The organism is Pectobacterium aquaticum, assembly GCF_003382565.3.
GTDB lineage: Bacteria > Pseudomonadota > Gammaproteobacteria > Enterobacterales > Enterobacteriaceae > Pectobacterium > Pectobacterium aquaticum.
Map to the genome: position 1 here is coordinate 1462508 of NZ_CP086253.1, position 25590 is coordinate 1488097.

Annotated in this window: 23 protein-coding genes, 1 tRNA gene and 2 pseudogenes; 16 read left to right on the forward strand and 10 right to left on the reverse strand. The window is 49.8% G+C overall.

Annotated features, from left to right (window positions below):
- Positions 1-380: 380 nt before the first annotated feature.
- The 4 genes from purK to ppiB all read right to left on the reverse strand — a co-directional run bounded on the left by purK (position 381) and on the right by ppiB (position 3375).
- Positions 381-1451, reverse strand: a complete 1071-nt coding sequence (purK, locus tag DMB82_RS06845; protein ID WP_116163646.1) for a 5-(carboxyamino)imidazole ribonucleotide synthase — start codon at positions 1449-1451, stop codon at positions 381-383.
- On the reverse strand, positions 1448-1957 hold the full coding sequence (gene purE / locus DMB82_RS06850; RefSeq protein WP_014916138.1) for a 5-(carboxyamino)imidazole ribonucleotide mutase: 510 nt from the start codon (positions 1955-1957) through the stop codon (positions 1448-1450). The genes purK and purE overlap by 4 nt, the downstream gene beginning before the upstream one ends.
- Before the next feature lie 190 nt (positions 1958-2147).
- Positions 2148-2870: a UDP-2,3-diacylglucosamine diphosphatase gene (gene lpxH / locus DMB82_RS06855; RefSeq protein WP_116163648.1), complete on the reverse strand. Its 723-nt coding sequence runs from the start codon at positions 2868-2870 to the stop codon at positions 2148-2150.
- Between the two features lie 10 nt (positions 2871-2880).
- Positions 2881-3375, reverse strand: coding sequence for a peptidylprolyl isomerase B (ppiB, locus tag DMB82_RS06860; protein ID WP_010280320.1), 495 nt, complete (start codon positions 3373-3375; stop codon positions 2881-2883).
- 421 nt (positions 3376-3796) lie between these two features.
- On the opposite strand from ppiB, the gene DMB82_RS06865 reads away from it, so the two are divergent.
- Positions 3797-4228 (forward strand): DoxX family protein, encoded by a 432-nt coding sequence (locus tag DMB82_RS06865; RefSeq protein ID WP_102118884.1) that lies wholly within the window; start codon positions 3797-3799, stop codon positions 4226-4228.
- A 269-nt stretch (positions 4229-4497) separates the two neighbouring features.
- Positions 4498-5883 carry a cysteine--tRNA ligase gene (cysS, locus tag DMB82_RS06870; protein WP_102118883.1) on the forward strand — a complete coding sequence of 462 codons (1386 nt, stop codon included), beginning with the start codon at positions 4498-4500 and terminating at the stop codon, positions 5881-5883.
- Between the two features lie 89 nt (positions 5884-5972).
- Here the strand turns inward: cysS and ybcJ are convergent, their stop codons facing one another.
- Together ybcJ and folD are read right to left on the reverse strand one after the other, a co-directional pair.
- A complete protein-coding gene (gene ybcJ, locus DMB82_RS06875) occupies positions 5973-6185 on the reverse strand; it encodes a ribosome-associated protein YbcJ (RefSeq protein ID WP_102118882.1) in 213 nt (70 codons plus the stop codon).
- 32 nt (positions 6186-6217) lie between these two features.
- Positions 6218-7081 carry a bifunctional methylenetetrahydrofolate dehydrogenase/methenyltetrahydrofolate cyclohydrolase FolD gene (gene folD / locus DMB82_RS06880; RefSeq protein WP_102118881.1) on the reverse strand — a complete coding sequence of 288 codons (864 nt, stop codon included), beginning with the start codon at positions 7079-7081 and terminating at the stop codon, positions 6218-6220.
- A gap of 371 nt (positions 7082-7452) precedes the next feature.
- Here folD and DMB82_RS06885 point away from each other — a divergent pair, with 371 nt between their 5' ends.
- The 10 genes and pseudogenes from DMB82_RS06885 to DMB82_RS06925 all read left to right on the forward strand — a co-directional run bounded on the left by DMB82_RS06885 (position 7453) and on the right by DMB82_RS06925 (position 15681).
- On the forward strand, positions 7453-7776 hold the full coding sequence (locus tag DMB82_RS06885) for a PTS sugar transporter subunit IIA (RefSeq protein ID WP_010280285.1): 324 nt from the start codon (positions 7453-7455) through the stop codon (positions 7774-7776).
- Between the two features lie 148 nt (positions 7777-7924).
- Positions 7925-8047 (forward strand): annotated as a pseudogene (locus DMB82_RS20775) (LysR family transcriptional regulator); the annotation flags it as partial.
- Positions 8043-8237: pseudogene (locus DMB82_RS06890) on the forward strand (LysR substrate-binding domain-containing protein); the annotation flags it as partial. The pseudogenes DMB82_RS20775 and DMB82_RS06890, both read left to right, overlap by 5 nt.
- Before the next feature lie 90 nt (positions 8238-8327).
- Complete coding sequence (locus DMB82_RS06895; protein WP_102118879.1) at positions 8328-8714, forward strand: hypothetical protein; 387 nt, start codon at positions 8328-8330, stop codon at positions 8712-8714.
- 378 nt (positions 8715-9092) lie between these two features.
- A complete protein-coding gene (locus DMB82_RS06900) occupies positions 9093-10229 on the forward strand; it encodes a D-alanyl-lipoteichoic acid biosynthesis protein DltD (RefSeq protein WP_116163650.1) in 1137 nt (378 codons plus the stop codon).
- A gap of 129 nt (positions 10230-10358) precedes the next feature.
- Entirely contained in the window at positions 10359-11477 is a 1119-nt protein-coding gene (locus DMB82_RS06905; RefSeq protein WP_102118877.1) for a membrane-bound O-acyltransferase family protein, read from the forward strand.
- The gene (locus DMB82_RS06910) at positions 11474-12907 is read left to right on the forward strand and encodes an AMP-binding protein (RefSeq protein WP_116163652.1); all 1434 of its coding nucleotides are present in this window, start codon (positions 11474-11476) and stop codon (positions 12905-12907) included. Before DMB82_RS06905 ends, DMB82_RS06910 begins: the two co-directional genes overlap by 4 nt.
- A 16-nt stretch (positions 12908-12923) precedes the next feature.
- The gene (locus DMB82_RS06915) at positions 12924-13145 is read left to right on the forward strand and encodes an acyl carrier protein (RefSeq protein WP_005970017.1); all 222 of its coding nucleotides are present in this window, start codon (positions 12924-12926) and stop codon (positions 13143-13145) included.
- Between the two features lie 227 nt (positions 13146-13372).
- Positions 13373-14251 (forward strand): TauD/TfdA family dioxygenase, encoded by an 879-nt coding sequence (locus DMB82_RS06920; RefSeq protein ID WP_116156143.1) that lies wholly within the window; start codon positions 13373-13375, stop codon positions 14249-14251.
- Complete coding sequence (locus DMB82_RS06925) at positions 14248-15681, forward strand: FAD-binding protein (protein WP_116163654.1); 1434 nt, start codon at positions 14248-14250, stop codon at positions 15679-15681. The genes DMB82_RS06920 and DMB82_RS06925 overlap by 4 nt, the downstream gene beginning before the upstream one ends.
- A gap of 138 nt (positions 15682-15819) precedes the next feature.
- On the opposite strand, the gene DMB82_RS06930 is transcribed toward DMB82_RS06925, so the two are convergent.
- Positions 15820-15896, reverse strand: a tRNA-Arg gene (locus DMB82_RS06930).
- A 398-nt stretch (positions 15897-16294) separates the two neighbouring features.
- Here DMB82_RS06930 and DMB82_RS06935 point away from each other — a divergent pair.
- A complete protein-coding gene (locus DMB82_RS06935; protein ID WP_102119260.1) occupies positions 16295-18748 on the forward strand; it encodes a DUF3772 domain-containing protein in 2454 nt (817 codons plus the stop codon).
- 80 nt (positions 18749-18828) lie between these two features.
- Here the strand turns inward: DMB82_RS06935 and DMB82_RS06940 are convergent, their stop codons facing one another.
- Together DMB82_RS06940 and dgcA are read right to left on the reverse strand one after the other, a co-directional pair.
- Positions 18829-19689, reverse strand: coding sequence for a D-amino-acid transaminase (locus DMB82_RS06940; RefSeq protein WP_116156165.1), 861 nt, complete (start codon positions 19687-19689; stop codon positions 18829-18831).
- Between the two features lie 42 nt (positions 19690-19731).
- Complete coding sequence (dgcA, locus tag DMB82_RS06945) at positions 19732-20712, reverse strand: N-acetyl-D-Glu racemase DgcA (protein ID WP_116163656.1); 981 nt, start codon at positions 20710-20712, stop codon at positions 19732-19734.
- Between the two features lie 369 nt (positions 20713-21081).
- Here dgcA and alaC point away from each other — a divergent pair, with 369 nt between their 5' ends.
- Positions 21082-22323 carry an alanine transaminase gene (gene alaC / locus DMB82_RS06950; protein WP_116163658.1) on the forward strand — a complete coding sequence of 414 codons (1242 nt, stop codon included), beginning with the start codon at positions 21082-21084 and terminating at the stop codon, positions 22321-22323.
- Positions 22324-22444: 121 nt separating this feature from the next.
- The gene (gene gspS, locus DMB82_RS06955) at positions 22445-22876 is read left to right on the forward strand and encodes a type II secretion system pilot lipoprotein GspS (RefSeq protein WP_116163660.1); all 432 of its coding nucleotides are present in this window, start codon (positions 22445-22447) and stop codon (positions 22874-22876) included.
- Here gspS and gspB read toward each other — a convergent pair.
- On the reverse strand, positions 22873-23442 hold the full coding sequence (gene gspB / locus DMB82_RS06960; RefSeq protein WP_116163662.1) for a type II secretion system assembly factor GspB: 570 nt from the start codon (positions 23440-23442) through the stop codon (positions 22873-22875). The genes gspS and gspB overlap by 4 nt on opposite strands.
- 523 nt (positions 23443-23965) lie before the next feature.
- Here gspB and DMB82_RS06965 point away from each other — a divergent pair.
- Entirely contained in the window at positions 23966-25534 is a 1569-nt protein-coding gene (locus DMB82_RS06965; protein ID WP_116163664.1) for a pectate lyase family protein, read from the forward strand.
- The last annotated feature ends 56 nt before the right edge of the window (positions 25535-25590 follow it).

Below are 25590 nucleotides of genomic sequence, written 5' to 3' on the forward strand. Positions count from 1 at the left end.
TGTGGCGGCATTCTATATCGTTGTGGTCAGCGAATAATATTGAGGCGATCACAGAAATGAATTGACGGGAAATATTTTAATAAATTTCTATGCAAATTAAAATATCAATCTTGATACTTTAATTTAAATATTTTTAATGGTTCATTATTGATGCTTTATTTAATTGCTGAGTGATGAAAAATGAACAATAAATAAAATAAAGGAAAGATGAAATAATAAACGCAAATTTGCTGATGTCACGCGTAATGATGGTTTTTCTCTTTTGCGGATGTATCGATGGTGCAGTTTCTGCTGTTGTATCGTATCACAACCTGATGTGTTGTTATCCGATGAAAGTGAGCCGGCAGATTGTAACCTGCCGGTTCACGGCCACCGATCTGTCAGGCGGTGAGTTTTTTTTCTGCCCATGCCAGACCGCTGTGGTATTCCTCTGGTAAGAGAGGTGCCAGCAATTGCAGCGTGTGTTGCAATTGTACGGTGTCCGACGACGGTAGATTGAGGTGTCCAACTTTACGGCCAGGACGAACGTCTTTCTCATACCAGTGCAGGTGCACCAGCGGCAGCGCCAGCCAGTCGGTATTTACATCAGTGCCGATTAGGTTGACCATCACCGACGGCGTTTCGACCACTGGTACCGGCAGCGGCAGATCCAGAATGGCGCGCAAATGTAGCTCAAACTGGCTGATGGACGCACCATTTTGTGTCCAGTGTCCGCTATTGTGCACGCGTGGAGCCAGCTCGTTAATGAGCAAGTGATCGCCGACGATAAAGCATTCCATCGCCATCACGCCCACATAACCCAGCGCATTCATTATTGCGGACAGCATCTGCTCTGCCTGCTGTTGCAACTGCGGATCGGGCTGAGGGAAAGCCACGCTGGTACGCAGAATGCCATCCTGATGCAGGTTATGAGTGAGCGGGTAGAACACACATTTGCCGTGCGTATTGCGGGCCCCCACCAGCGAGACTTCGCCAGAAAAGTTAATGCCTTGCTCAACGATGCATTCGCCGTAGCAGTCAGCGGGCAGCGTCTGCTGTTCGCCATCGCGCAAGCGCCACTGCCCACGGCCGTCGTAACCGCCGACGCGACGTTTAACGATAGCGAGTTCACCCAATGAGGCAAAGACGTGTGGCCATTCATCGGCACTAACCAGCAACTGCCAAGGTGCGGTTGCCAGATTCAACGAATCCAGCAGCTGCTTTTGCGTCAGGCGATCGGCCAGACGCGGGAAAATATCGCGGTTTGCAAACGCCGTGTGCTCGGCTAACTCGCGCGTGAGGGCGGTTTCCGGCCAGCGTTCGATCTCGGCGGTAATGACACTGTTATGAAACGGAACCGATTCCGGTTCTGCATCCAGACCCACTGGGTAAACCGCAATACCTAGCGGTTCACCAGCCTGACGCAGCATTCTGCCCAACTGACCATTGCCTAATACGCAGACCGGTTTCATGCCTCCTCCCGCGGATCGGGATGAGAGAGCACATCATCGGTTTGCGCCTGACGCCAGTCTGCCAGTCGGGTGGCGATGCCATTGTCATGCAGGGCAAGAATTTGTGCGGCCAGCAGAGCCGCATTCGCTGCGCCCGCTTTGCCAATAGCCAATGTGCCGACCGGGATGCCGCGCGGCATCTGGACGATGGAATACAGGCTGTCTACCCCGCTCAGCGTTGAGCTTTGTACCGGCACGCCAAGCACGGGAACCAGCGTTTTTGCTGCCAGCATACCCGGCAGGTGTGCTGCGCCGCCTGCGCCCGCGATAATCACATCAAAACCGTTCTGTGCCGCCTGCTCAGCGAAGCTGAACAGTTTATCCGGCGTCCGGTGTGCAGAAACGACTTCGGTATGAAAAGGAATGTTCAGCGTGGTGAGGATTTCCGCAGCAAACTGCATGGTGGCCCAGTCACTCTTTGAACCCATGACGATGGCAATTTTAGCCGGGGCAACGTTGGATGACATGCCTGTAACGCTCCTGTAGTTGTACCTATAATTGTACGTGTTCGTGACGCGTTCGCGTCGGCCAGACAGGGAGGGTCTGACGTTGAGGGCGTAGAGCATATCACGCCATTATGGCGAGGAAAACGGTTGCGTATGCGCAAATTCTGGGGGAGTAAGGCGAGAGACCGTTAAGTCAATGTCAGGAAACGCATTAAAATGGGAAGGAAATCAGTTCGATATTTTGTGGTGTGACCTTAATCATCGACCCTTCTTCATGCCAGGCTCCGAGAACGGCGCGACGACCAGAAGATTCACCGAGATCGACCTGATGAATGGCCGGGCGGTGCGTGTGGCCGTGGATCATCGTTTCCACTTGATAATGCCGTAGGCGTTCAAGTACGGCGTCGTGATTGACATCCATAATCTGCTGCGATTTTTTCTGGTTTTCCTGCTGGCTGGTCGCCCGCATCTTCGCTGCAATGCGCATACGTAGCGACAGCGGCAATAGCAGGAAGAGTCTCTGAATAAATGGGTTATGTACCCGACGGCGGAATTGCTGGTAATGCCGATCGTCAGTGCACAACGTATCACCATGCAGAATGAGAATCTTTTGGCCGTAGAGATCGAGCACCGTTTCCGTCGGCAGCAGCGTCATTCCGCTTTGCTTGGCGAAACGCTTACCGATCAGGAAATCACGGTTACCGTGCACGAAATAGCAGGGAATGCCGCGCTGATGTAAGGCATACAGCTCCGCTGCGACAGTCGCATGCAGCGGTTGGAGATCGTCGTCACCAATCCAGGCATCGAACAGGTCGCCAAGAATGTACAGCGCATCTGCATCAATCGCATCATGGCGTAAAAAACGCAGAAAACCGGCGGTAATCGCCGGTTCATGAATACTTAAATGCAGATCGGCAATGAACAGCGTTGCCATGCAGGTCGGATTATTCGCTGACCGTTACGTGGGTAATTACCACGTCTTCTTTCGGTACGTCCTGATGCATGCCGCTGCGGCCGGTAGCCACGCCTTTGATTTTATCAACAACGTCCATGCCTTCGGTGACTTCAGCGAATACGCAGTAGCCCCAGCCATCGGCACGCTCTGAACGGAAGTTCAGGAAATCGTTATCAACGAGGTTGATAAAGAACTGGGCAGTTGCCGAGTGCGGATCGTTGGTACGCGCCATCGCCAGCGTGCCACGGGTATTTTTCAGACCGTTGTTGGCTTCATTTTTGATTGTCGCATTGGTTTCTTTCTGATCCATGCCGGGAGCGAAGCCGCCGCCCTGAATCATAAAACCATTAATCACGCGGTGAAAAATCGTGTTGTCATAAAAACCGCTGCGACAGTAGTTCAGGAAGTTTTCTACGGTAACCGGCGCTTTGTCTGCAAACGTATTAATAACGATATCGCCGTGGTTGGTATGAAGCGTAATCATAATAATGAACCCTAGATAGCCTTAGTGATTAAGAGTGCTGTTCACAAAATGCGGTGAACAACAAGAGCGCTGTTATAGCATAACTGGTCGATTGAGTCAGTACTTCGCGCTTACTGCACCGCTGTTAGCGGTTGGATGGATGAGAAAATCGTATAAAAAGGTTTACTACTCTGATTTTGGTAGGCGTCAAATAATATGTGCGCTTAAGAATGGTGCGCAATAAGGTGTTAATCAGGCAATAGGGACTTTTAAAAACAAATAAATTGATTAAAAATTAAAATAATAGTTAATTAATTTGAATGAGATTTTTGTTGCCCCAGATCAATGTTTTGCGTAATCAACGTGTTCTTTTTTTGTGGCTCAGATTAATCTGAGAGTAATTCTTATTCTTCATAAATAACTCTAAAGAGATAGGTGAACTATGCTGGGTATTCTGGATAGTGTTAATCGTTTATTAGACAAACCGGATTTTGGCAAACTGTTTTTGCGCGTATCTTTCAGCATTTTGATGCTGTTTCATGGCTGGCATAAGGTACACGGTGGAATCGGTGCCATTGAAGGCATGCTGACCTCGGCAGGGCTCCCTGCTTTTGTTGGTTACGGTGTCTATGTCGGAGAAGTCATCACCCCTATTCTGATGATTCTCGGGATTCTTACACGTCCTTCTGCGCTGATCTTCTCCTTTACCATGGTCGTCGCAACCTTACTGGTTCACCCTGAAGGTTTTGTCACGCTGGCCAAAACCGGCGCCTGGGGTGTTGAAGGCACGGCGGTGTTCTTCTTTGCGGGTATCGCGATTGCCCTGCTCGGTAGCGGAAAATACTCTGTGATGTCCAATCCGCGCTGGCGTTAATGGTTTTTTGTCGGCGGATTGCTTTTGTCAGTCACCGTCAATGATGTGAAATGGCCCGGATTTTCCGGGCCATTTCATTTTTATCCTTTCTCGCTGATTCCCTCTTCTTATTAACCTTGCAATACAGTAGGGTTCAGGTTTCAATACGCCGTTGGGTGTTAACCCTGAATGCATTGATGTTGCTGACGCTAACTGCGGCTGTGAAAACCATTTCTTTGAAACCATTTTTTTGTGAAAACCATTTTTTATAAAAACACTGGAACGCCCTGATGCTAAAGATTTTTAATACGCTGAGTCGCCAAAAAGAGGAATTTAAACCTATCCACGCCGGTCAGGTGGGAATGTATGTGTGTGGCATCACCGTTTATGACCTGTGTCATATCGGTCACGGGCGTACTTTCGTGGCGTTTGATGTGGTGGCGCGGTATTTGCGGTATCTGGGATATTCACTGAAATATGTGCGTAATGTCACCGATATTGACGACAAAATTATTAAACGTGCTGCCGAAAATGGGGAAACCAGTGACCAACTGACGACCCGCATGATCGCAGAGATGCACGCCGATTTTGATGCGTTGAATATTCTGCGTCCGGATGCTGAGCCGCGTGCGACGCACCATATTGCCGACATCATCGAAATGGTGGAAGCGCTGATCGCCCGTCGCCACGCCTATGTCGCGAGTAATGGTGATGTGATGTTCTCCGTTGATACCGCGCCGGGTTACGGCGTGCTGTCTCGTCAGGATTTGGATCAGTTGCAGGCTGGCGCGCGCGTTGAAATTACCGAAGTGAAGCGTAACCCGATGGATTTCGTGCTGTGGAAAATGTCCAAGCCGGGTGAACCGCACTGGTCCTCTCCGTGGGGAGAAGGGCGCCCTGGCTGGCACATCGAATGTTCTGCCATGAACTGCAAACAGCTGGGCACGCATTTTGATATTCACGGCGGCGGCTCAGATTTGATGTTCCCGCACCACGAAAACGAGATCGCGCAGTCCAGCTGTGCACACGACGGCTCGTATGTGAATTACTGGATGCATTCCGGCATGGTGATGGTTGACCGCGAAAAGATGTCAAAGTCGCTCAACAATTTCTTCACCGTACGCGATGTGTTGGCGTATTACGACCCAGAAACCGTGCGTTACTTTCTGATGTCTGGCCACTACCGTAGCCAGTTGAACTACAGCGAAGACAACCTGAAGCAGGCGCGTGCAGCGTTGGAACGTTTGTATACGGCGCTGCGTGGAACGGATCTCAGCATTGCGGCGCACGGCGGTGACGAGTTTGAAGCCCGTTTCCGTGAGGCGATGGACGACGATTTCAACACGCCGGAAGCCTATTCGGTACTGTTTGATATGGCGCGTGAAGTTAACCGCCTGAAAACGGAAGATGTACAAGCGGCGAATCAGTTGGCATCGGCACTGCGTAAACTGTCTGGCGTGCTTGGCCTGCTGGAGCAGGATCCTGAGCAGTTTCTGCAAAATGGCACACAGGTGGATGACGAGGAAGTGAAAGAAATCGAAGCGTTAATCCAGCAGCGTAAAGATGCGCGTGCGGCGAAAGACTGGGCGCTGGCGGATCAGGCTCGCGATCGCTTGAATGAAATGGGTATCGTGCTGGAAGATGGCCCGCAGGGAACGATCTGGCGCCGTAAGTAGAGTTTTCTTCCTGTAACACGCTTTCAGTAAATAAAAAGCCCGCGACATGAATCGCGGGCTTTTTTTCGCCGAGAACGATGACGTAAAGGTTATTCGGCGACTTTTACCGTCTCGCCGTTGAACCGAACGGTTTGCCCTGCAACGATTTTGCAGCGTTTTCGGGTTTCCGTCTGGCCGTCAACGGTCACGTCGCCTGCGGCGATAGACAATTTGGCTGCTGCGCCACTTTCACTCCAGCCCAGCAGTTTCAAGAGATCGCACAGTTCAACGTGCGGATGTTTTTCAAGATTAAAGGTTGCCATAAATTCCTGCTTATCGGTGTTTGACTCGCCAATTATTCGGCGTGGTCATGATACTCTTCGCACGCCTGTAGCGTGTTTTGAATCAGTGTGGCAACGGTCATTGGGCCGACGCCGCCCGGTACAGGGCTGATGTAAGATGCGCTTTCCTGCGCCGTTTCAAATTCCACATCGCCGACCACTTTGCCGCTTTCCAAACGGTTGATACCCACGTCCAGTACAATCGCGCCCGGCTTAATCCATTCGCCGGGGATGAAGCCCGGTTTACCCACCGCGACAACCAGCAGGTCGGCGTTTTCAACATGGTGGCGTAGATTTTTGGTGAAACGGTGCGTGACGGTAGTCGTACAGCCAGCCAGCAGCAGTTCCAGACTCATCGGACGGCCAACGATATTGGACGCGCCGACCACAACGGCATTCAGCCCGAAGGTGTCGATATTATAACGCTCCAACAGCGTGATGATGCCGCGTGGCGTACAGGCTCGCAGCATGGGCGCGCGCTGGCACAGACGACCCACGTTGTAAGGATGGAAGCCATCCACATCCTTACTTGGCGCGATGCGTTCAATCACCTTGGTATTATCGATGCCTTCCGGCAGCGGAAGCTGAACCAGAATACCGTCAATCGTCCGATCGGCGTTGAGCTGGTCGATAAGCGTCAACAGCTCTGATTCCGTTGTGGTGATGGGTAAATCATAAGAGCGGGAAATAAAGCCGACTTCTTCACACACCTTGCGCTTGCTGGCGACATAAATCTGTGACGCAGGATTCTCGCCGACCAGTACAACAGCCAGACCCGGTGCACGTTTTCCTTCTGCCAAACGCTGCGTGACTCGTGCGGCAACTTCGTCTTTAACCTGCTGCGCAATCGTTTTACCATCAATAATCTTTGCTGCCATCTGAGAAGAGACCCATCAATTTGAAATAGGGGGAGATGGCCGCTATTTTGTCAGAAGCTGCGTGCGCTGTCAGGTATTGCATCAATATTAATTATTTCTAGATTGAAACTGAGAGCGCTATTCACTCACCGCGAACCGGTAAAAAAACAGGCTGACGTATCTGTGAAATTTATTTCATCGGAAATGAGATATAACGTCATGATTTAAAGAAACAAATATTTATTCATCATCTATATTTACTTTGCAGGCTGTGAGTAGCGATACAACAAATGCACCGTACTTGCTTCGGTGTCACGTGCGCTTGTCTGCAATTTGGGGTTAATTGACCGACAAAAGGGTGACACAGCAACTGATATTCGGGGGATGCAAAAATGGATGTAGAAACGCGGATGATTGAGCTTATCGTTAAATCTGGCGAAACACGTTCCTGCGCAATGGAAGCACTGAGATCTGCTCGCCGAGGGGAGTGGGATCACGTCGATGAATTATTAAAAATGGCGGCGGTGGCGCTGAACCGAGCGCAGTTGATCCAGACTGGATTTATTGGCAACCAGAGTAAGGAAAAAGCCAATATCGAACTTATCGTGGTGCACGCGCAGGATCATCTGATGAATGCGATGCTGTGCCGTGAGCTGGCTGAAGAGATTATTGAACTCAGAAAAGAGGTCTCTGGCGTCAATCTCCACATGCGCTAGCCGCATCGCGGAGCAAAGGGAAAAGCCATTCAGTTTTACGCTGAGTGGCTTTGCTGCTTCTACCCGCCGCTGATTTTCAGCGTAGCTTAATGAGCGATTGACCGTTTCACATGGACATCATTCATGACACCACTCTTCGTACACGTAGATGTTAAAAGGAAACTTTAATGGCCTCATTTCATTCCTTGTGGTGGCAAGAGAACGTCGTTTTACCAAAGCGGCGGCGAAGCTCGGGCTTTCCCAGTCGGCACTAAGCCATTCGATTAGCGGCACTTATCGGGCTCGGTCTGGCCTATGTACCGGAAGATTCGGTACGAGATGACATTGCCAGCGGGCGCCTGATGCGGGTACTAACGGAATGGTGTCCGCCGTTCCCTGGTTACTACCTGTATTATCCCAGCAGCAAACAGCATACCACTGCCTTCTCACTGTTTGTGGAAGTGCTGCGCTACCCGCGTTAGGATTGAGTTCTTGGGCTGTAAGTCAGGCGATTAAAAAGCGTTTGAGATAATCGGTTCCACCGACAAATTTTGAATATTCAAGGAAATGAAATGTGTTCTGATAATAATGACGCGCTTTTAGCGATTTTTTCTGGTGAGTTTAGCGTTAGCGACGATGTCTGGACGTTGGATGCCGTGCGGTGGGGTTTTGTTGAGAAGAAAAAGATTATCGCCAGCTTGAAAGGGAAAATGGGGAGCGGCCCGTTTAATGCAGAGATAGAGTTATTATGGCGGGAAGAACTCAAAGACTATTTCGGCAGAGGCGAAATTACCTATGATAATTTCCGCTCGGAATACAAAACTAATGGTTTCGCAATAAAAATAATGGCATCAGATATTTATGTAGAAGATGATGTTTGTGTTATTGACGATGCTGAATGGCTGGAAAATGGCTATCCATATTCATTTTATGGCGATCTAGAGCGGGTAGCGAACTGAAGTAAAGCGAACTGAAGTAAATAGCGGTTGTTTTCAACAGTGATCCCTATTCACATAACGTCTAAAGCGCTTGAGCCTCCATCCCTGCAATCACGAGTAAACTGAGTTTCACGGCGTTGCTGTCTCCGAACCTTGCTACCTCATATTCTGGTCGTGTAAGTAAGTACGGATGCCTTAGAACCCTTCTCCTGCCTCGATCTTGTGGGGCCCGTCAGCCTTATTCTGTGACGGACATAAACACTGTACATACCGTTACACAGCAACGCTCATCATCCAGGATAAGCCTGGTATATAATCCGAAAATACGGGGATAGATTTACTGTGGACATAAAAATTCACAAATTTCAAACAATAAATATCATGTAGTCTTACTTTATAATGAAAATCAAAAATACTCTCTGCCTACATATCCTGATGGCTACCCTCGCCATCCTGTTTCTTAGCGTTCCCCCGCTGGTGAAGAGCATTGATCCGGCGCTAACGTTCCAGCCTCTGATTAACACAATGGAAGGGACGACAAAGGAACAAAAGGAGAAAATAGCCACCATTTCCCATGCGTTACAGGGGAATGCGATTTTCTTTCTCGGGGCTTCTGAGGTCTCGACCTCTGAAGACGAACATTACGCAGTATATAATTACTTTAATAATCAGTTACATCGTCCGGTCGTGGCCTATGGCGATAGCTATGTCGATAGTGTCACACATTTTTTACTGCTCTCACGCTTTAAAAACGAGCTTAATGCTAACAGTAAGGTTGTTTTGCTGCTGGCACCGGATAGCTTTTATTCAGACGGTATTCCCCCTGCTATTTTTGCCAACAATTTCCCTGCGTCTATTTTTGATCCGCTGATGAAAGATGATCAGACGCGTCCCTTTTTGGTCAATTACTTACAACATATCGATAAAGAAGAGATAAGCCATTTAACGTTCGGACAAATGAAGGTCTATGGTTGGGATCCACAAATTATCTGGCAGGAAGTGAGTTATCAATTTGCTAATTTCTGCGAGCTGATAAAAAACGACTGGCTGGCGATGTTACGTATTGTTCCTCAGCCCACGCAACCGTGGCCTCAGCAACCCGCCTCCAGCATGATTCCAGACTGGAATCGCGAGTTGGCGCAGGCTCATGTGCTGAACCAGTCCCGTCAGCAAAGTGCAGAGACATTGTGGATGGATAAAGCTGTGTTTGCAGACGATCAAACGCCGGAAGAGTGGGATAACGCACCGATTGTTCCGGCGCAGATGGAGGCCTTAAGGGCGACGGTCAAGCTGCTGAAAGCGCGCAACGTCCAGTTTGTGGTCATTGTCGATCCGATTAATCCGTGGGCGATTAATAATTCCGAGAAATTCCAACCAGTGGATAGCCAAATCAGGTCGATGCTGGAAGAAAATCAGGTGCGCTATTTTGATATGTATGCGCAGCCTTATCAGAACGGTTGGAATTGGGATCGCCTGCATCCAACTGAACCGGCATGGGTCGCCATGGATCAATTTATTGCAGAGAGTTTTAAATGATGAAAACTGCCATTCGCCTTTTTTTCCTTTATCTCTTTCTGGCAGTCACCCTCGTCGCGTGGACCTCTGTTGATGAAAGCATGAGTTTAAAAGTGCATTTTGAATATCAAAAATTCTGAAGGATGAATGATGTACAGCTCCGGAATGTTTTTTTTCCTTCTGTTTTCATCAGCATTACTGTTTGCGCTGGTTAATCGCGTATTCCGTTATCGGCTGACGTATTTATCCGCCTTTTCCGTATTGGCGGTATTCGGCTGGGGGTATATTTTCCAGGGGGATTACATTGTTCCCGTGGCCGTGTTCCTGAGCTTTTATGTTCTCGTCACCTTAAAAGAGAAAGGTTGGTTAAAAACCTGGCAAGCGGTCAGCCTGACGCTGCTGCCGCTGTTCTTGGTGAAATTACACCTCAACAACCACTGGGGCATGATCGGCCTGTCCTTTATGACCTTCCGCGCCATAGATGTGCTGCTTTATCGCAGCAAAAAGGATGGTCGGAATATCTTGCACTACTTCTGCTACCTCTTTATGCCTTTTATTATTCTGGCTGGCCCGATGTATCGCTGGCGGACATGGGTGAATGACATTAATAAGCCGGTCTTCATTATTACCCGTGAGCAGTTTTTAGTGGCGATGGAGCAAATTTTCACCGGTATTATCCAGAAGTTCCTATTCGCCATGCTGATCAATAATCTGGTTATTGAGTCGTGGAGCCAGCGCCCGTTTACGTTAAGTGTGGGTGTCGTGATGTCGCTGGCTTACAGCGCTTACCTTTACTTTGATTTTGCTGGCTACAGCAATATGGCTATCGGGGCAGGGCGCTTGTTTGGTCTGAACATCCCAGCGAACTTCAATATGCCTATTCTGGCGAAAAACCCGCAGGACTTCTGGCGGCGCTTCCACATCAGCCTGTCTGAATGGCTGAGGGATGTAGTCTTTATGCCAATCTATATGAATCTGATGAAGCTCGACTTTTTCCGACAGAACAAAACACTGGCGCAGAATATTGGCATCTTCTGCACCCTGTTTTGTATGGGGGCATGGAACGGGCTCGAACGACACTATGTTATCAGCGGCGCGCTGTTTGGCGCCATTTCGGTTGCTCACAACATGCTGCAGTGGTCAGCCAAACGCAGTCCGGCACTGAGCAATTATCTACACCATCCGGTTATTGTGTTCATCGGTCGCATTCTGACGCTGGCAAGCGCCGCGGCCTCCCTCTACATCTTTAGCGGAATGTCCCCACTATGAACCTTCACTCAGAGCTTCAGGAACTGCAAGATTTCCTCCGGGCGGCATTACTCGACCCCGCGAACCCAGATCAGTTGGCGATTAGCGGCAGCGATGACGCGATGACCTGGCAACAGCTATCCGTCGCTGTGACAGACTGGTCGCGTCGTTATCAGCACTATCAGCAGCCTGATGGCGCGCTGGTCGTGTTATATGGTCATCAGCAGGCCGAGTTTGCCGTGGCAATCTATAGCTGCCTGCTGCACAATATTCCGTATATCCCGGTGGATTGCATCTATCCGCAGGAGCGGCTCAACGAGATTTGCCATCTGGCGAGTGCACCTTATTATTACGATGTGGCGACCAGACAGTTCATTGCTACCGGTGAAGCGGGGCAGGCGTTGATCGAGCAAGATCTCGCCTATATCATGTTCACCTCCGGCAGCACTGGAAAGCCTAAAGGCGTACAGATCGGGCGTGAAAGCCTGTGGCACTTCATGAAGTGGGTGCGCCAGGATTTTTCACTGCCAGACGTGCCGGTGCTGATGAACCATGCCGTGTTCAGCTTCGATCTCTCTCTGATTCCGCTGCTGGCGAATCTGGCTACAGGGGGGCACATCGTTCTGAATGCGAAAGAGGATATCGCGGCAGAAAATTGGCTTGATCGCCTGAAAGATAACCGCGTTTCCGTCTGGGTTTCAACGCCCTCTTTCGCCTACCAGAGGTTGCTGTCTCCCCAGTTCAACAGTGAATATTTACCTGAGCTCAACGTCTTCGTGTTCATTGGCGAAGTGCTAAACAAAGCGCTGGTAAAACAGTTACGCCGCCGCTTCCCACACGCCAAAATTCTCAACTCCTATGGCCCAACGGAAGCCACTATCGCGACCACCGTCATCGAAATCACCGATGAAATCCTGCACAGTGAAAACGATCTGCTGCCGGTCGGCGTGATGATGCCGGACTCCAGAATGGAAATTACCGCTGAAGGTGAGCTGATCATTTGGGGCAAAAATGTGATGCGTGGCTATTTGGGGCTCGCGAAAGAGAATGCGGAGAAATTGCTGCATCGGGAGAGCGAAGCGTTCCGGGGCTATAGAACCGGCGACCTAGGCTACGAAAATGGGCTACTGTACTGTCAGGGTCGCAACGATAGCCAGATCAAACTGAATGGCTATCGTATTGAAATCAATGAGATTGAAAATCGTCTGCTGGCGATATCCGACATCAGCGAAGCGGTAGTTCTGCCGCTGATGAAATCGGGCGGTGGTGTTCTGCGCATCGCCGCGTTCTGCGTGACGAACTTAGCGCCAGAAGCGATTAAAACATCGCTCTCGAAGGTGATTCCGCCCTACATGGTGCCTTCCCAAATTATTATCAAAGATGCGTTGCCGCTTAATCCTAACGGCAAAATCGACCGTAAGCTGCTGGACACCCATGCCCGCACGATCTAATTACTCAGGAAAAATGATGGAACAAGAAATACTCGCGCTGTTTGAAAAGATCTTATCCCGTAAAGTGGGCTTTAACGATGAGCTGATTGAGTCCGATATTCTCGACTCTATTCTGGCGGTCGACTTGGTGCTGGAAGTGCAGGACGTTTACGGCTGTGTGATTCCACCAACCGAAGTTGCCACCGTTCTGAAGACCCCGGCGGAGCTGGCCCGCTACATTGAAGAAAACCGCGGCTAAGCCTGAAACGGCGACGGTTTTGCACGATTCAAAGACCCTGGATGCGTTTATCCGGGGTTTTTTATGGGTTTTTATTAAGGTCTATTATCTATTGATGAAAAATAGGGAGGAGTGATTCTCTATTCAAACCCTCCTAATTATTAAAATTGTATCCGTGGTGTTGAATATTTGTTGCCGATATTATCTGAAAAGATCTTTCAGCAATGGATAATACACGGAGACGTAAAATGGACTCATTCACTTTAGAAGATCGCTTTGATTATCAGCCTTTAACCCATTCCCAAGGTGAAACCTGTCATTTTGGTGTGCGTATTGAGCCTAAACAGTCAGGCGTGCATATTGGTGAATTATCGCCTACCTGGCTGCGTACATTAGTAGAGAATGAACAATTAGTGGTACTGAGAGGCTTTGATAGCTTTACGAGTGCAGAAAATTTAACAACATACTGCGCAGCCATTGGTGACATTATGCAATGGCCGTTTGGTGCCGTGTTGGAGCTGGTTGAACAACCCGATGCTACCGACCATATCTTTGCTAACAACTATGTTCCCTTGCACTGGGACGGCATGTACCTTAAAACCGTGCCCGAACTACAAGTCTTTCAATGCGTCTCAGCTGTTGGCGAAGGGCAGGGTGGGCGAACCACGTTTTCGAGTACCACCACGGCGTTACGTCTGGCGTCACCCGAAACCAAAGCGCTGTGGCAGCGTGCCACAGGTCAGTATCAGCGCGCCGTCGAGCTATACAGCAGCACCGCGCAGGCTCCTATTATCGAGCAACACCCTTACCGCACTCATCCCGTCATTCGTTTTTGTGAGCCACCGATTGCTGGCGATAAAGCGTTTTTGAACCCATCGACTTATCATTTTTCAGGCATTGAACCTGAAGAGCAAGAGCAATTACTCAGCAGCTTGCAGCATGCCTTATATGATCCACGGGTTCAGTATGCTCACCAATGGCAAAGCGGCGACATTGTCATTGCAGATAACTACTCGTTATTACATGGCCGTGAATCTTATGCCAGCCAGAGTGGCCGTCATCTGCGCCGAGTGCATATCCATGCTAAACAGCCGCTGACTAACCCACATTTGGTGCAGCCGTCATGAAACTACAGCATGTTGATCTCATGATTATCGGCGCTGGGCCTGTCGGTCTGGCCTGTGCCTATCTTGCTCAGCTGTCAGGTTTAAGCACCGTCATTATCGACAAATCACAAGGGCCGTTAACGGTAGGCCGCGCTGATGCGCTAAACGCCCGTAGCTTGCAGCTGTTTGAAATCATCGGTTTATTCGATGAGCTTTATCCCTTAGGCAAAACCTGCAATACCAGCTCAGTCTGGTCAAAAGGCAAATTTATTTCACGCCAATCTACCTGGTGGGAGGCTTTACAAGGCTGTTTCCACAAGCATTTTTTAATGATTGGCCAGGCTTATGTGGAACAAGCACTCGATGATAAGCTCACCGCGCTAAATAGCGCCGTGCGCCGTAATACTTCTGTGGAAGATATTGTGCTGGAGGACTACGGCTGTCTCACCACGCTCACCAGCGGTGAGACCGTTCGTTCTCGGTATTTGATTGGTGCAGATGGCTCACGATCGTTTGTGCGCCAACACTTTGCTATCCCGTTTGAGATCACGCGGCCACAAATTACCTGGGCCGTGATTGATGGTGAAATAGAAACTGATTTCCCAAAAGTACCTGAAATTATTGTTTTCCAGGCAGAAACCGCGGATGTCGCCTGGATACCACGTGAAGGTAAGATTGATCGTTTTTATATCCAGATGGAGAGTGAGGACTTCACGCAACAGCAGGCGATAGATAAAATTAACCATGCTCTGCAACCACACCGTCTGCGCTTCAAGTCTATTGAGTGGTATTCACAATTCTCGGTTAAAGAGTCTGTAGCAGAACACTACATCCTTGAAAATAAATTATTTATCGCTGGCGATGCGAGTCACATTCACTCGGTGAATGGTGGGCAAGGGTTAAATACGGGGTTGGCCGATGCCTTTAACCTCATCTGGAAAATGGCGATGATTACTCATCATCATGCGCCCCAAACGCTATTACAGACTTACGAAACAGAGCGAAAAGCGGTCGCGCTGGAGGTCGTAAAAACGTCAGCGGAACTCGTACGTTCAACCAAAACCTCAGATACCGGTACCCATGCTGATGATTACGTCAAGATTGTCGAAAAACGCGCGGGTTACATCACGGGTATGGGCGTTCGCTATGGAACCGACGGGCGTGTTGGCGAAAGGCTGCATGATTTCATGTGGAGGGATTCTCAATCTGGTCAGACAGGCAGAATTTACTCACAGCTAAATTATCGTCATTACAGTTTGCTCATCATTGGCACGGCAACTGCTCCTGCATCACTGCCTGATATCGTCAATGTTCTGCACGTTGAGACGGGAAGTAGCCCCTATTCCGATCAATACCTGTTAGTTCGGCCAGATGGCTATATAGCAGCCACTGCTCCTCTCGACCAACCTTCCGCGATCGGTCATTACTTCAGTGACTGGCGAGTTCAATAGCATAAACATTGTCGGCTCAGTGAAATTGCACTGGGCTGGTTTCACTTTGTCGGGTAGAGTGAAAACCGAGATTTTTCGCTAATTCACTGAATTTCAGGCATAAAAAAAGACGTCGGTTGACGTCTGTTTACTGCGAAATGGTACGCCCTACAGGGCTCGAACCTGTGACCTACGGCTTAGAAGGCCGTTGCTCTATCCAACTGAGCTAAGGGCGCATTTCAAAAAAGAAATGGCTGTTGCTTGTCACAACAGTGGGCTGGATTATACCCACACGCCCCAATGAGTCAACGGGTTGGCGCTGGATTTACGCTATACGGTGAATCCCTGTACAACTTTGGTGACTGTCGCTTTCTCTGGTGTGACTTTTTTGCACAATTGCGAGCCTCGTCCACATGAACTACACATAGCAATGAAAATTTCAGTTTTATCTGCTAGATGCTTCCAGTAATTCTTTTCAAGTTATGATCGGGCGTATTCTGCATCCTGCGCTATTGGTACACTATGCCCGCATTCGTTGGGTTTTGGATGAATGTGGGCTGCTTTCACGTGCTGGGTTTGTCGCTCGGTTACTTGTGGATCCGCTATTTTGTCGAACTTTGGAACTTTTTGATTTATGAACATTCTTTCATCCGCATTCTTGCGCGTTTGTCTGCTGGCAATGTTGATGCTGCCTGTTGGATATGCATCGGCGGCGAGTGCGGATTCTGATCCTGTCCCACAGCCTGCGCAGACCGATGCGCTCGTAAAAATTAATGTTGATGCTGAGTTGATCAAGCTGCAAAAACAGTTAGATAACATTAAGCAGCAGGTTTCAGGTATAAATAACGACAGCAAATTTGGCGCGTTGAATGACACAACGCAGGAACTGATGAATAGCGCCAACGAGCTTGCTAATGCGGTGGCACCGCAGCGGGCTCAAATTCAGGCTCAGTTAGATGTATTAGGGCCCGCGCCAGAACCCGGCTCCATTATTAATGAAACCAATGAAGTGACGCGTAAGCGCAACAGCCTGAATGCGCAAAAAGCAAAAATGGACGCGCAGATTGAACAGGTTCAGGCTTTACGCACCAGCGTGGCTAATTTGTCGGCGCAAATCGTTACCTTGCGACGTAGTGCGCTAAAAACGCAGTTGGCATTGAATTCCGGCAGTATTCTGGGGGGCCGTTTCTGGGCCCCCCTCGTCACACCGCTGGCCGAGGATGTTCGTCGTCTGAGTGCCTTTCAGGCGCAATTAAGCGACGCTTTTATTGTGTCTTGGGAGCCCGACTGGCGTTATGGTTCTGCATTTCTGATTCTGATTGCAATCGCTATGAGTTCGGCAGGGCGTCGGTATCTGGAGAAATGTCTCGCCTGGGCAGGAATTCACTGGCTGCCAGAAGGGCGGTTGCGGCGGAGTTTTTTAGCCACGGCGTCGGTTATCTCAACCGTGGTTACGATCGGTATTGCAGCGAATTTGATTGACTTTACCTTTACGCGTCATGCTGAGGCTTCGGAACGCGTGGTGTCATTTCTTGATGCGCTGGTGAGACAGGCAATTTTCTGCTCAATGATCGCTGGATTGGGGCGAGCATTCCTTTCGAATCAGCGCCCTTCATGGCGTTTGCCCGCGATTGCTAATCCCGTAGCAAAAGCCATGAAGCCGTTCCCTGTAGTTGCTGCCGGTATTATTTTGATCTTCGGTTTTATTGAACAAGTGACGGCAACGGTAGGGACATCGGTCGCGGCAACCATTATGGTGAATGGCTTATCTGCACTGTTCTTAGCTTTTACTGCAGGGACGATCACGCTGAAAAGCGATCAAATTCGCCGGCAGATGGTGCATTCAGGGGAACAGCCGGAAGCGCGTTCGACATTATCTGGCGTTATTCATCTTGCCGTATTGGCGACGGCATTCTCTATTCTGGTTTCGCTGATTATCGGTTATATCTCACTGGCTCGTTTCCTGGCGTTCGAACTTGTGTGGATTGGTATGGTGTTCTCCTGCCTGTATTTGTTCTCAACGTTTATTACCGATATCTGCGAAAGCCTCTTTTCTCCTAATAATGCCAGCGGCAAGCGAATGAAAAATTCGCTCAATCTTGACGATCGACATCTGGCTCAGGCCACCTTGATCCTGTCGGCTGGTGGTAAAGTCTTTTTAATTTTGATGGCGGCCGTCGCCTTACTGAACGGGACGTTTGGCACCACTACGCCGCTGGAACTGGTGCAAAAAGCCGTTGAAATCTGGGGCGGAAAAGGGCTGGAAACGCTGAGCATCGTGCCGGCGCATCTGGTCAATGCCGTGCTCTTTTTGGTGGTGGGGGTTTATGTTTTACGTTCCTCAAAACGCTGGTTGGAAGATGAGTTCCTTCCTAAAACGACGTTAGAACGTGGAATCCGTGCGTCGCTGGTGACGCTGTTCAGCAACATCGGCTATATCCTGATTATCCTGCTGACGTTAGCGACATTAGGGATTGAATGGAACAAGTTGGCATGGATTGTCAGTGCGCTGTCGGTGGGGATCGGTTTTGGATTACAGGAGATCGTGAAGAACTTTATCTCCGGCCTGATTTTATTGACGGAACGCCCGGTGAAAGTCGGCGACTCAGTCAGTATCAGCGGCGTTGAAGGGGATATTCGGCGGATTAATGTGCGTGCGACGGAAATTCAGCTTGGGGATCGTTCGACGGTGATCGTGCCGAACTCTCAGTTCATTTCGCAGAATGTACGCAATATTACGATGGGGAACCCGTTTGGGGTTGCCACGCTGGCGCTGACGTTCCCGCTGGATATCGATCCTGAAGAAGTCCGGACACTGTTACTAGATGCTTACATCAGCCATGAGGCGATTCTGGAAACACCTGCACCGTCAGTGAAGTTCAGCCAGTTGAACCCAACGGGCATGGTGCTGAGCGTCACGGGCTATGTCAGTAGCCCGAGAATGGTATCGGAAGCGAAGAGCGATCTGTTGTTTGAGATCATCAAGCGGCTACGGGCATCCAACATTCCGCTGGCCGTACCGCAGAAGATGGTGCTGGAAAATTCAGGGTTTGCGCTGCCTGACGGCATTTCGGGTGAGGATAAATAATGTGCTCAGCCATCCGTTATCCGGCAGTGAACGGGTAACGGATGAACATCGAAGCCGTGCTTACAGGATGTGAAGTGCGGCTATCTTTCCTGTTGTTTAATCATATCGAGATAGATTTCACGCAACCGCTGAGTCATTTTTCCGGGCTTGCCGTCGCCGATTGTTTTTCCATCCAGCATCACGACGGGGAGAATGAGCATGGTGGCTGAACTGACAAAAATCTCTTTGGCGTGATACGCCTCTTCCGGCGTAAAAAAGCGTTCTTCCAGCACAATGCCATCCTTTTCTGCCAGCTTGAGCAGCGACTGACGTGTAATGCCGTGCAGAATAGCGTTGCTCAGTGGGCGGGTCACAACCGTATTGTCATGCAGGACGATGTAGCAGTTGCAGGAGCTGCCTTCGGTAATGAAACCTTCTTCAACAAAGAAAGCATCGTCGGCTTGGTTGGCATGGGCATACTCTTTTGCCAGGCTGGCGGCGAGCAGGCTGACGGTTTTGATGTCCCGACGCTGCCAGCGAATATCCTCGGTGGTGACAACGTGCAGGCCGGTTGTGGCCTTCGGATTGCCGACCAGCGAACGTGCCTGAGTGAATAACACCAGCGTGGATTTGACGTCGGCAGAAGGGAAATAGAAGTCACGATCGCCGGTATTGCCGCGGCTAAGTTGTAAATAGATCGCGCCTTCTTTCAGATCGTTTTTATTGATCAGCTCATCGTGAATGGTTTTGAGCGCCTCGGGTGTGACGGGCAACGTGAGTGAGAGCTCGCGGCAGGAGCGTTGCAGGCGAGTAATATGATCGGGGAAATCAACCAGCTTGCCATCGATGACCGCCGTCACTTCATAGACGGCATCGGCAAACAGGAAACCACGGTCAAATACAGAAATTTTTGCTTCATTTTCTTCCAGATACTGTCCATCAACATAAACAAGACGTTGCATCACAACACTCCTTAATAGTTGCTCAATGCAGGTTAACACGCGTTATCCCCACAATAATGCGTTGGGCGGTAATATTTCGCTACCGTTATAGTGCAGCCCGTTAGTGCGATCGCGCTGTAAGAGCAGCGGGCCATCCAAATCGATCACGGCGGCACCTTGCGCCACGACAAAAGCGGGTGCCATCGAGAGTGAGGTACTCACCATGCAGCCGACCATGATTTCTAATCCTTGCGCCTGTGCGTAGTTGCGCAGGCGCAGAGCTTCAGTTAGTCCGCCAGTTTTATCCAGCTTGATATTGATCATGTCATAGCGGCCGACCAGAGCGGCCAACGACTGACTGTCATGGCAGGATTCGTCGGCACAGACAGGAATCGGGCGGGGCAAGTCTGCCAGCAGATCGTCTTTGCCTGCTGGGAAAGGTTGCTCGATCATCGTGACGCCGAGCGCCGTGAGTTCAGGAACCAGCCTCAGATAACGTTCGGTATCCCATCCTTCATTCGCGTCCACAATCAGGCGAGCTAATGGCGCGCCTTCGCGCACGGCAGCAACTCTGGCCAGATCGTCTGCATCAGCCAGCTTTAGTTTGAGAAGAGGGCGAGTAGCATGATGTATTGCGGCGTGGCGCATACGGTCTGGCGTATCCAGAGATAGCGTATAGGCCGTCTCCAACACCGTAGGCGAAGGGAGATTCAAACGCTGCCAAATGCGCTGTTGGTGCTGTTTGCACTCCAGATCCCAGAATGCGCAATCGAGCGCATTGCGCGCTGCGCCTGCAGGTAAGATGGTTTGCAGCGTCTCCCGATCTAAGCCGTTACGGATGTCGCTGTGCAGTGAGGCAATCTGTGCCATCACGCTGTCGAGGGATTCGCCGTAGCGTGAATAAGGAACGCATTCGCCGTAGCCTGTCACGTTGCCGTACTGGAGTGCCACCACAACGATATCAGCCTGACGTTTGCTGCCGCGTGAAATGGTAAAGGCGCCTTCTATTGGCCAACTCTCGGTGAAATATCGCATCTCAGTCATAAGCTAATTCTCGGATTAACTATCTTGTGCCTCACTGGCATCAGTGCCTTAGTTACAAGGCCTGAGCGGGTCATCAAGTGTAATGCTTCTTTCGGTGCGTATTCTCCATTTTTCGCGATCTTAGCCAGAAATTGATGAGGCTTAATTCCAGGCTGGAAAAATTTATGAGCACGGTATCGACAGAGCGAATTATCTGAGATAGCTTGAATAAGCTCATCATACTTCAGGTCGCCTGTACCCCTGTGGTTAACGAAAGTTGTCGTCAACAAAACGGGGTTACTGTGATTTGAATGATGTTGAGTAGAGGGCCTTTTTACAGGCACTGCGTCGCTCGGACGGTCCGGGCGCTCACGTTAATTCGAGGATGTTATGGCTGATTTACCTTCTCCGCGCCGTTTTACGCGCATCGATCGTCTTCCCCCGTATGTATTTAATATTACTGCTGAATTAAAAATGGCTGCGCGTCGTCGCGGCGAAGATATTATTGATTTCAGCATGGGTAACCCTGACGGCCCGACACCTCCTCATATCGTGGAAAAACTCTGTACGGTTGCACAACGCGAAGATACTCACGGATATTCGACATCCCGAGGTATTCCGCGCCTACGCCGTGCCATCTCCCGCTGGTACGCCGATCGCTATGAGGTTGATATCGATCCTGAAAGCGAAGCGATCGTCACGATTGGTTCCAAAGAGGGGCTGGCGCACCTGATGCTGGCAACGTTGGATCATGGCGATACGGTGCTGGTGCCTAATCCCAGTTATCCAATTCACATTTATGGTGCGGTGATTGCCGGGGCGCAGGTGCGTTCTGTGCCGCTGGTAGAAGGCGTTGATTTCTTCAATGAATTAGAACGTGCGATCCGCGAGAGTATTCCTAAGCCGAAAATGATGATTCTCGGTTTTCCGTCGAACCCGACAGCGCAGTGTGTCGAGCTGGATTTCTTTGAGCGCGTTGTGGCGTTGGCGAAACAGTACGGCGTGTTGGTGATCCACGATCTGGCTTATGCCGATATCGTGTATGACGGCTGGAAAGCGCCGTCGATCATGCAAGTTCCTGGGGCGAAGGACATCGCAGTAGAGTTCTTCACGCTATCAAAAAGCTACAATATGGCGGGTTGGCGCATCGGCTTTATGATCGGCAACCCAGAGCTGGTTAACGCGTTGGCGCGGATTAAGAGCTACCACGATTACGGCACGTTTACGCCGTTGCAGGTGGCAGCGATTGCTGCGTTGGAAGGCGATCAGCAATGTGTACGGGATATTGCCGAGCAGTATCGCCAGCGCCGTAACGTTTTGGTGCGTGGTTTGCACGAGGCTGGCTGGATGGTTGATGAGCCGAAAGCGTCAATGTACGTTTGGGCGAAAATTCCTGAAGCCTATGCGCATATGGGGTCGTTGGAGTTTGCCAAGCGACTGCTGTCGGAAGCGAAGGTTTGCGTCTCCCCCGGTATTGGCTTTGGCGATTATGGCGATACCCATGTTCGGTTCGCCTTAATTGAGAATCAGGATCGTATTCGGCAAGCGGTGCGCGGTATTAAAGCTATGTTCCGTGCTGACGGTCTCTTACCGACCACCAAATCCTTATCCGGCAAGGGTACAGCTGCCTGACGGTGATTTCTTGATAACTGCGGCTCCCAGTCGGCTGACTGGGAGCTCATAAACATGCCGTGACAGCAGCTTATCATTTGCTAGAATGCCTACCGTTAATCTCAATCAGGATGAGTTTGTCATGTCATTATCTCTGTCTAAAATTTCTGCATTAACGCTGCTTTGCGTCACGCTGGCTGGGTGCCAACAAACAGGAACGTCTGCCCAAAAAGGAACGTCTGCCCAAAAAGGAACGGTAGCAGGTCAGTCTTCTGCGGTAACGGTTTCTCCTAACGATCAAATGAATCAACTGGCGTCGCTGGTTGCGGCCACCCGCTATCTCAAATTGAAGTGTAACCGCAGCGATCTGCCCGATGATGTGACGATTGCTAATGTCGCATTGGCTGTAGCGAAACAACGAGGCTGGAATATCGCGAGCTATCAGGCTTTACCGCAGCGCAGTGAAAGCCTGTATCAAGGGTTATTGAAAGACAGTACGCCAAAAGAGGCGCAGTGTTCGGAATTTAACCGTACGCTGACGCCGTTTATTGACGCCATTCGCAGCCGGGGCTAAGGCGTAGCGTTTCCACTTTCATCGTCGGCGGAACGTTCATTCTCGTTGAATTTTCCGCCTGGCCAATCTTCCAGTGCTTCTAGAATAAACACTTCACCCTCTACGCTGAAAATGGACACATCCTGCTGGACCTGCTCTAGGGTCAGTCCTTCTACTGGCGAATCCCCTTCACGGAATTGCAGACCGTTGAGCGTGATGCTGCGCTTGGCTTCATCCGACGTATAGACGTGCGCGCTGTAGGTCAGCGGTGGAATCTCACCATGGCTGACGGCGGGTAACGGCAGTGTGGTCCTTTTCTCTGCGGGAACAGGCGTATCGGTATGGGTCGCTTCTTGATGAGGCGGAATCGCAGGAATCGTTGGCGTTTGTTCCTCTGCCGCAGGCAAGGTAGCCGCTTGAGCTGCTAAAGTGGTTGTCGGAGACGTGAGGCTCCCCCATCGCTGGTGGCTGAACCAGCCGAGTGTGATAAACAGTAGAGCATAAATAGCCATCAGATAACCGGGCATTGGGTATCTGGCAAGCAGCGCTGGCTGTGAGTGTGTCGGTGCGTCCGGTGCGTTATCCACGCGCTCATCCTTAATTATTTAGGGGGCTTAGGTCGTGTAGCATCACATCATAAACCAAAGTCGGGTGCGTAGGATGGTGCCGTCTGCCTTATTTTGCAAAAAATAGAAAGAGCCAGAAAACTGAATCTCTCGGTTATGTGACAGTTCCTCCATTTTGATTAAAAACTATTACAGTCATAATAATCACAGATGGAATCTTGATGCGGGTCGCAAAAAAAACGTGTGAATTTGCTTTAATGAAACCATGTTTTACCATTGTAGGTATTGCGTTTCTTTTTTGTGCTCGATAATCAATCAGTGTGGGGAGGCATCATCATTTAATGAACAGTCCCGAGCGTTAAAGAAGCAGTACTATTATGTGGTTTTTACTACAGATAGTGCCCTGCTTTTTTATCAATAAGGGACGAGCCAATCTGCCACGACATTAAAAATAAAAGTACTTTTAAAGTATGCGATTAATATTGCAGGATTTTGTGCGGATTTATTTTTCTATTTTAATAATTTAAAAATACTGAGGGATAACATGTTTAGAACGGTTATTGTGACTGGTCGTTTACGCACCTGTGCGGTAGCTATTGCCCTTTCTGGGCTCGTGCTTTCCGGGTGTGATAATAGCCAGCAGCCAGTGGAAGAAGCGGCTCCGCCAGATTTGCAGGTGAAAACAGCACCGTTTGGCTGGGCTGCGCAATATCATAATACGGATGGTAAATTTTATGCGACGACGGGGGGCGAGGGCGCGCATGAAAATAGCATTTATGTCGTCACCAGTCGTCAGGAATTAAAAGACGCATTAAATAATATCCGCAGCCCCCGTTATATCGCCGGTGATGCCGATGCGGAATTGAAGGCAAAATTAGAACCAAAAATTATCTACTGGCAAGGCACTATTCGTGGTGATGATTTAGGTAATGGACGCTATGCCAATGCTGAGGATTATAAAACCAAACCGAATAAAACAACGTTTGATTTTGATTTATACGTCAAAGCGTTCGATCAGAATTATATGGCACAGTTGAAAGCGACGGCGGATGCCGGTGGAAGCGATGCAGCGACGGCCAGCACACAACTTAACCTGTTGAAAAAACAGAATGGCCAACGTTCGCAGTATGCCAACAACCAGAAGGCGCAGATTCAATTTCAGGTACCGCCGAATACCACGATTTTAGGTGTAGGTAGCGAAGCAAAATTGGTGGAAGGCTATTTATCCCTCAATACCCTGAGCCACACGTTCGGCAAAACGGATAACAGCAACATCATTATCCGTAATATTACGTTTCAGGCACCGCGTGACTTTGCTCCAGCCTGGGATGCGGGCGACGGTGATAAAGGTAACTGGAATGCGCGTTATGATTCCGTGTCGATTAATGCCAGTAAAAATGTCTGGATCGATCACTGCACGTTTACGGACGGTGACTATCCAGATCATTTAGAGCCAGTGTTATTTGGCAAGCCTATCCAGCGCCACGACGGCTTACTGGATATCGAAGACGGTGCTGACTACCTGACGATTTCCTACAACATTTTCTCCCAACATGACAAAACGGTATTAATTGGCTCTGGCGATGGTGATAAGGGGGAATACCGAATCACCTTTGAAGGCAATTTATGGGACAACAGCGTGCAGCGTTCGCCGCGTGTACGCTTTGGTCAGGTGCATTTGCTCAATAACTACCATCGTGGGGCAACGGATACGAATTACCCCATTCTGTATGCCATTGGAATGGGCTTCGATTCATCCATTCTTTCCGAAAGTAACGTCTTTAATTTCCAGGGCGGCGGGGCGGATGAAACTCTGAGCATCGGTGCCTACAAGGGAAGCAAATTTAAAGACAACGGCTCCTGGTTCAATGGCAATCCGGCAAGCAATTTGAATCAAATCGCAGTAGATAAATGTGTCGCATTGCAAGAAGCCGAGAAGGCCGCAGCTACAAACTCTGGGAAAGCCGTACCGGCGTGGGCGCTGGAAACCTGCACCAATGAACTGGAATGGAGCCCGCCTTATGCGTATAGCGCTGGGAAATCCATCGCCGCCGTTGAGAAATACGTCCTGGAGAATGCCGGCGCGGGGAAACTGGATATTGCTCTGCCGTAGATCGTCTGATTCAACCCGTTATTTTTTTATTTGATTTTTATCTGTAAACCCTCTGC

Excerpts from the sequence above, each read along its gene's own strand:
- purK (WP_116163646.1), bottom strand. The coding sequence starts at position 1,451 with ATGAAACCGGTCTGCGTATTAGGCAATGGTCAGTTGGGCAGAATGCTG.
- purE (WP_014916138.1), bottom strand. The coding sequence starts at position 1,957 with ATGTCATCCAACGTTGCCCCGGCTAAAATTGCCATCGTCATGGGTTCA.
- lpxH (WP_116163648.1), bottom strand. The coding sequence starts at position 2,870 with ATGGCAACGCTGTTCATTGCCGATCTGCATTTAAGTATTCATGAACCG.
- ppiB (WP_010280320.1), bottom strand. The coding sequence starts at position 3,375 with ATGATTACGCTTCATACCAACCACGGCGATATCGTTATTAATACGTTT.
- DMB82_RS06865 (WP_102118884.1), top strand. The coding sequence starts at position 3,797 with ATGCTGGGTATTCTGGATAGTGTTAATCGTTTATTAGACAAACCGGAT.
- cysS (WP_102118883.1), top strand. The coding sequence starts at position 4,498 with ATGCTAAAGATTTTTAATACGCTGAGTCGCCAAAAAGAGGAATTTAAA.
- ybcJ (WP_102118882.1), bottom strand. The coding sequence starts at position 6,185 with ATGGCAACCTTTAATCTTGAAAAACATCCGCACGTTGAACTGTGCGAT.
- folD (WP_102118881.1), bottom strand. The coding sequence starts at position 7,081 with ATGGCAGCAAAGATTATTGATGGTAAAACGATTGCGCAGCAGGTTAAA.
- DMB82_RS06885 (WP_010280285.1), top strand. The coding sequence starts at position 7,453 with ATGGATGTAGAAACGCGGATGATTGAGCTTATCGTTAAATCTGGCGAA.
- DMB82_RS06895 (WP_102118879.1), top strand. The coding sequence starts at position 8,328 with ATGTGTTCTGATAATAATGACGCGCTTTTAGCGATTTTTTCTGGTGAG.
- DMB82_RS06900 (WP_116163650.1), top strand. The coding sequence starts at position 9,093 with ATGAAAATCAAAAATACTCTCTGCCTACATATCCTGATGGCTACCCTC.
- DMB82_RS06905 (WP_102118877.1), top strand. The coding sequence starts at position 10,359 with ATGTACAGCTCCGGAATGTTTTTTTTCCTTCTGTTTTCATCAGCATTA.
- DMB82_RS06910 (WP_116163652.1), top strand. The coding sequence starts at position 11,474 with ATGAACCTTCACTCAGAGCTTCAGGAACTGCAAGATTTCCTCCGGGCG.
- DMB82_RS06915 (WP_005970017.1), top strand. The coding sequence starts at position 12,924 with ATGGAACAAGAAATACTCGCGCTGTTTGAAAAGATCTTATCCCGTAAA.
- DMB82_RS06920 (WP_116156143.1), top strand. The coding sequence starts at position 13,373 with ATGGACTCATTCACTTTAGAAGATCGCTTTGATTATCAGCCTTTAACC.
- DMB82_RS06925 (WP_116163654.1), top strand. The coding sequence starts at position 14,248 with ATGAAACTACAGCATGTTGATCTCATGATTATCGGCGCTGGGCCTGTC.
- DMB82_RS06935 (WP_102119260.1), top strand. The coding sequence starts at position 16,295 with ATGAACATTCTTTCATCCGCATTCTTGCGCGTTTGTCTGCTGGCAATG.
- DMB82_RS06940 (WP_116156165.1), bottom strand. The coding sequence starts at position 19,689 with ATGCAACGTCTTGTTTATGTTGATGGACAGTATCTGGAAGAAAATGAA.
- dgcA (WP_116163656.1), bottom strand. The coding sequence starts at position 20,712 with ATGACTGAGATGCGATATTTCACCGAGAGTTGGCCAATAGAAGGCGCC.
- alaC (WP_116163658.1), top strand. The coding sequence starts at position 21,082 with ATGGCTGATTTACCTTCTCCGCGCCGTTTTACGCGCATCGATCGTCTT.
- gspS (WP_116163660.1), top strand. The coding sequence starts at position 22,445 with ATGTCATTATCTCTGTCTAAAATTTCTGCATTAACGCTGCTTTGCGTC.
- DMB82_RS06965 (WP_116163664.1), top strand. The coding sequence starts at position 23,966 with ATGTTTAGAACGGTTATTGTGACTGGTCGTTTACGCACCTGTGCGGTA.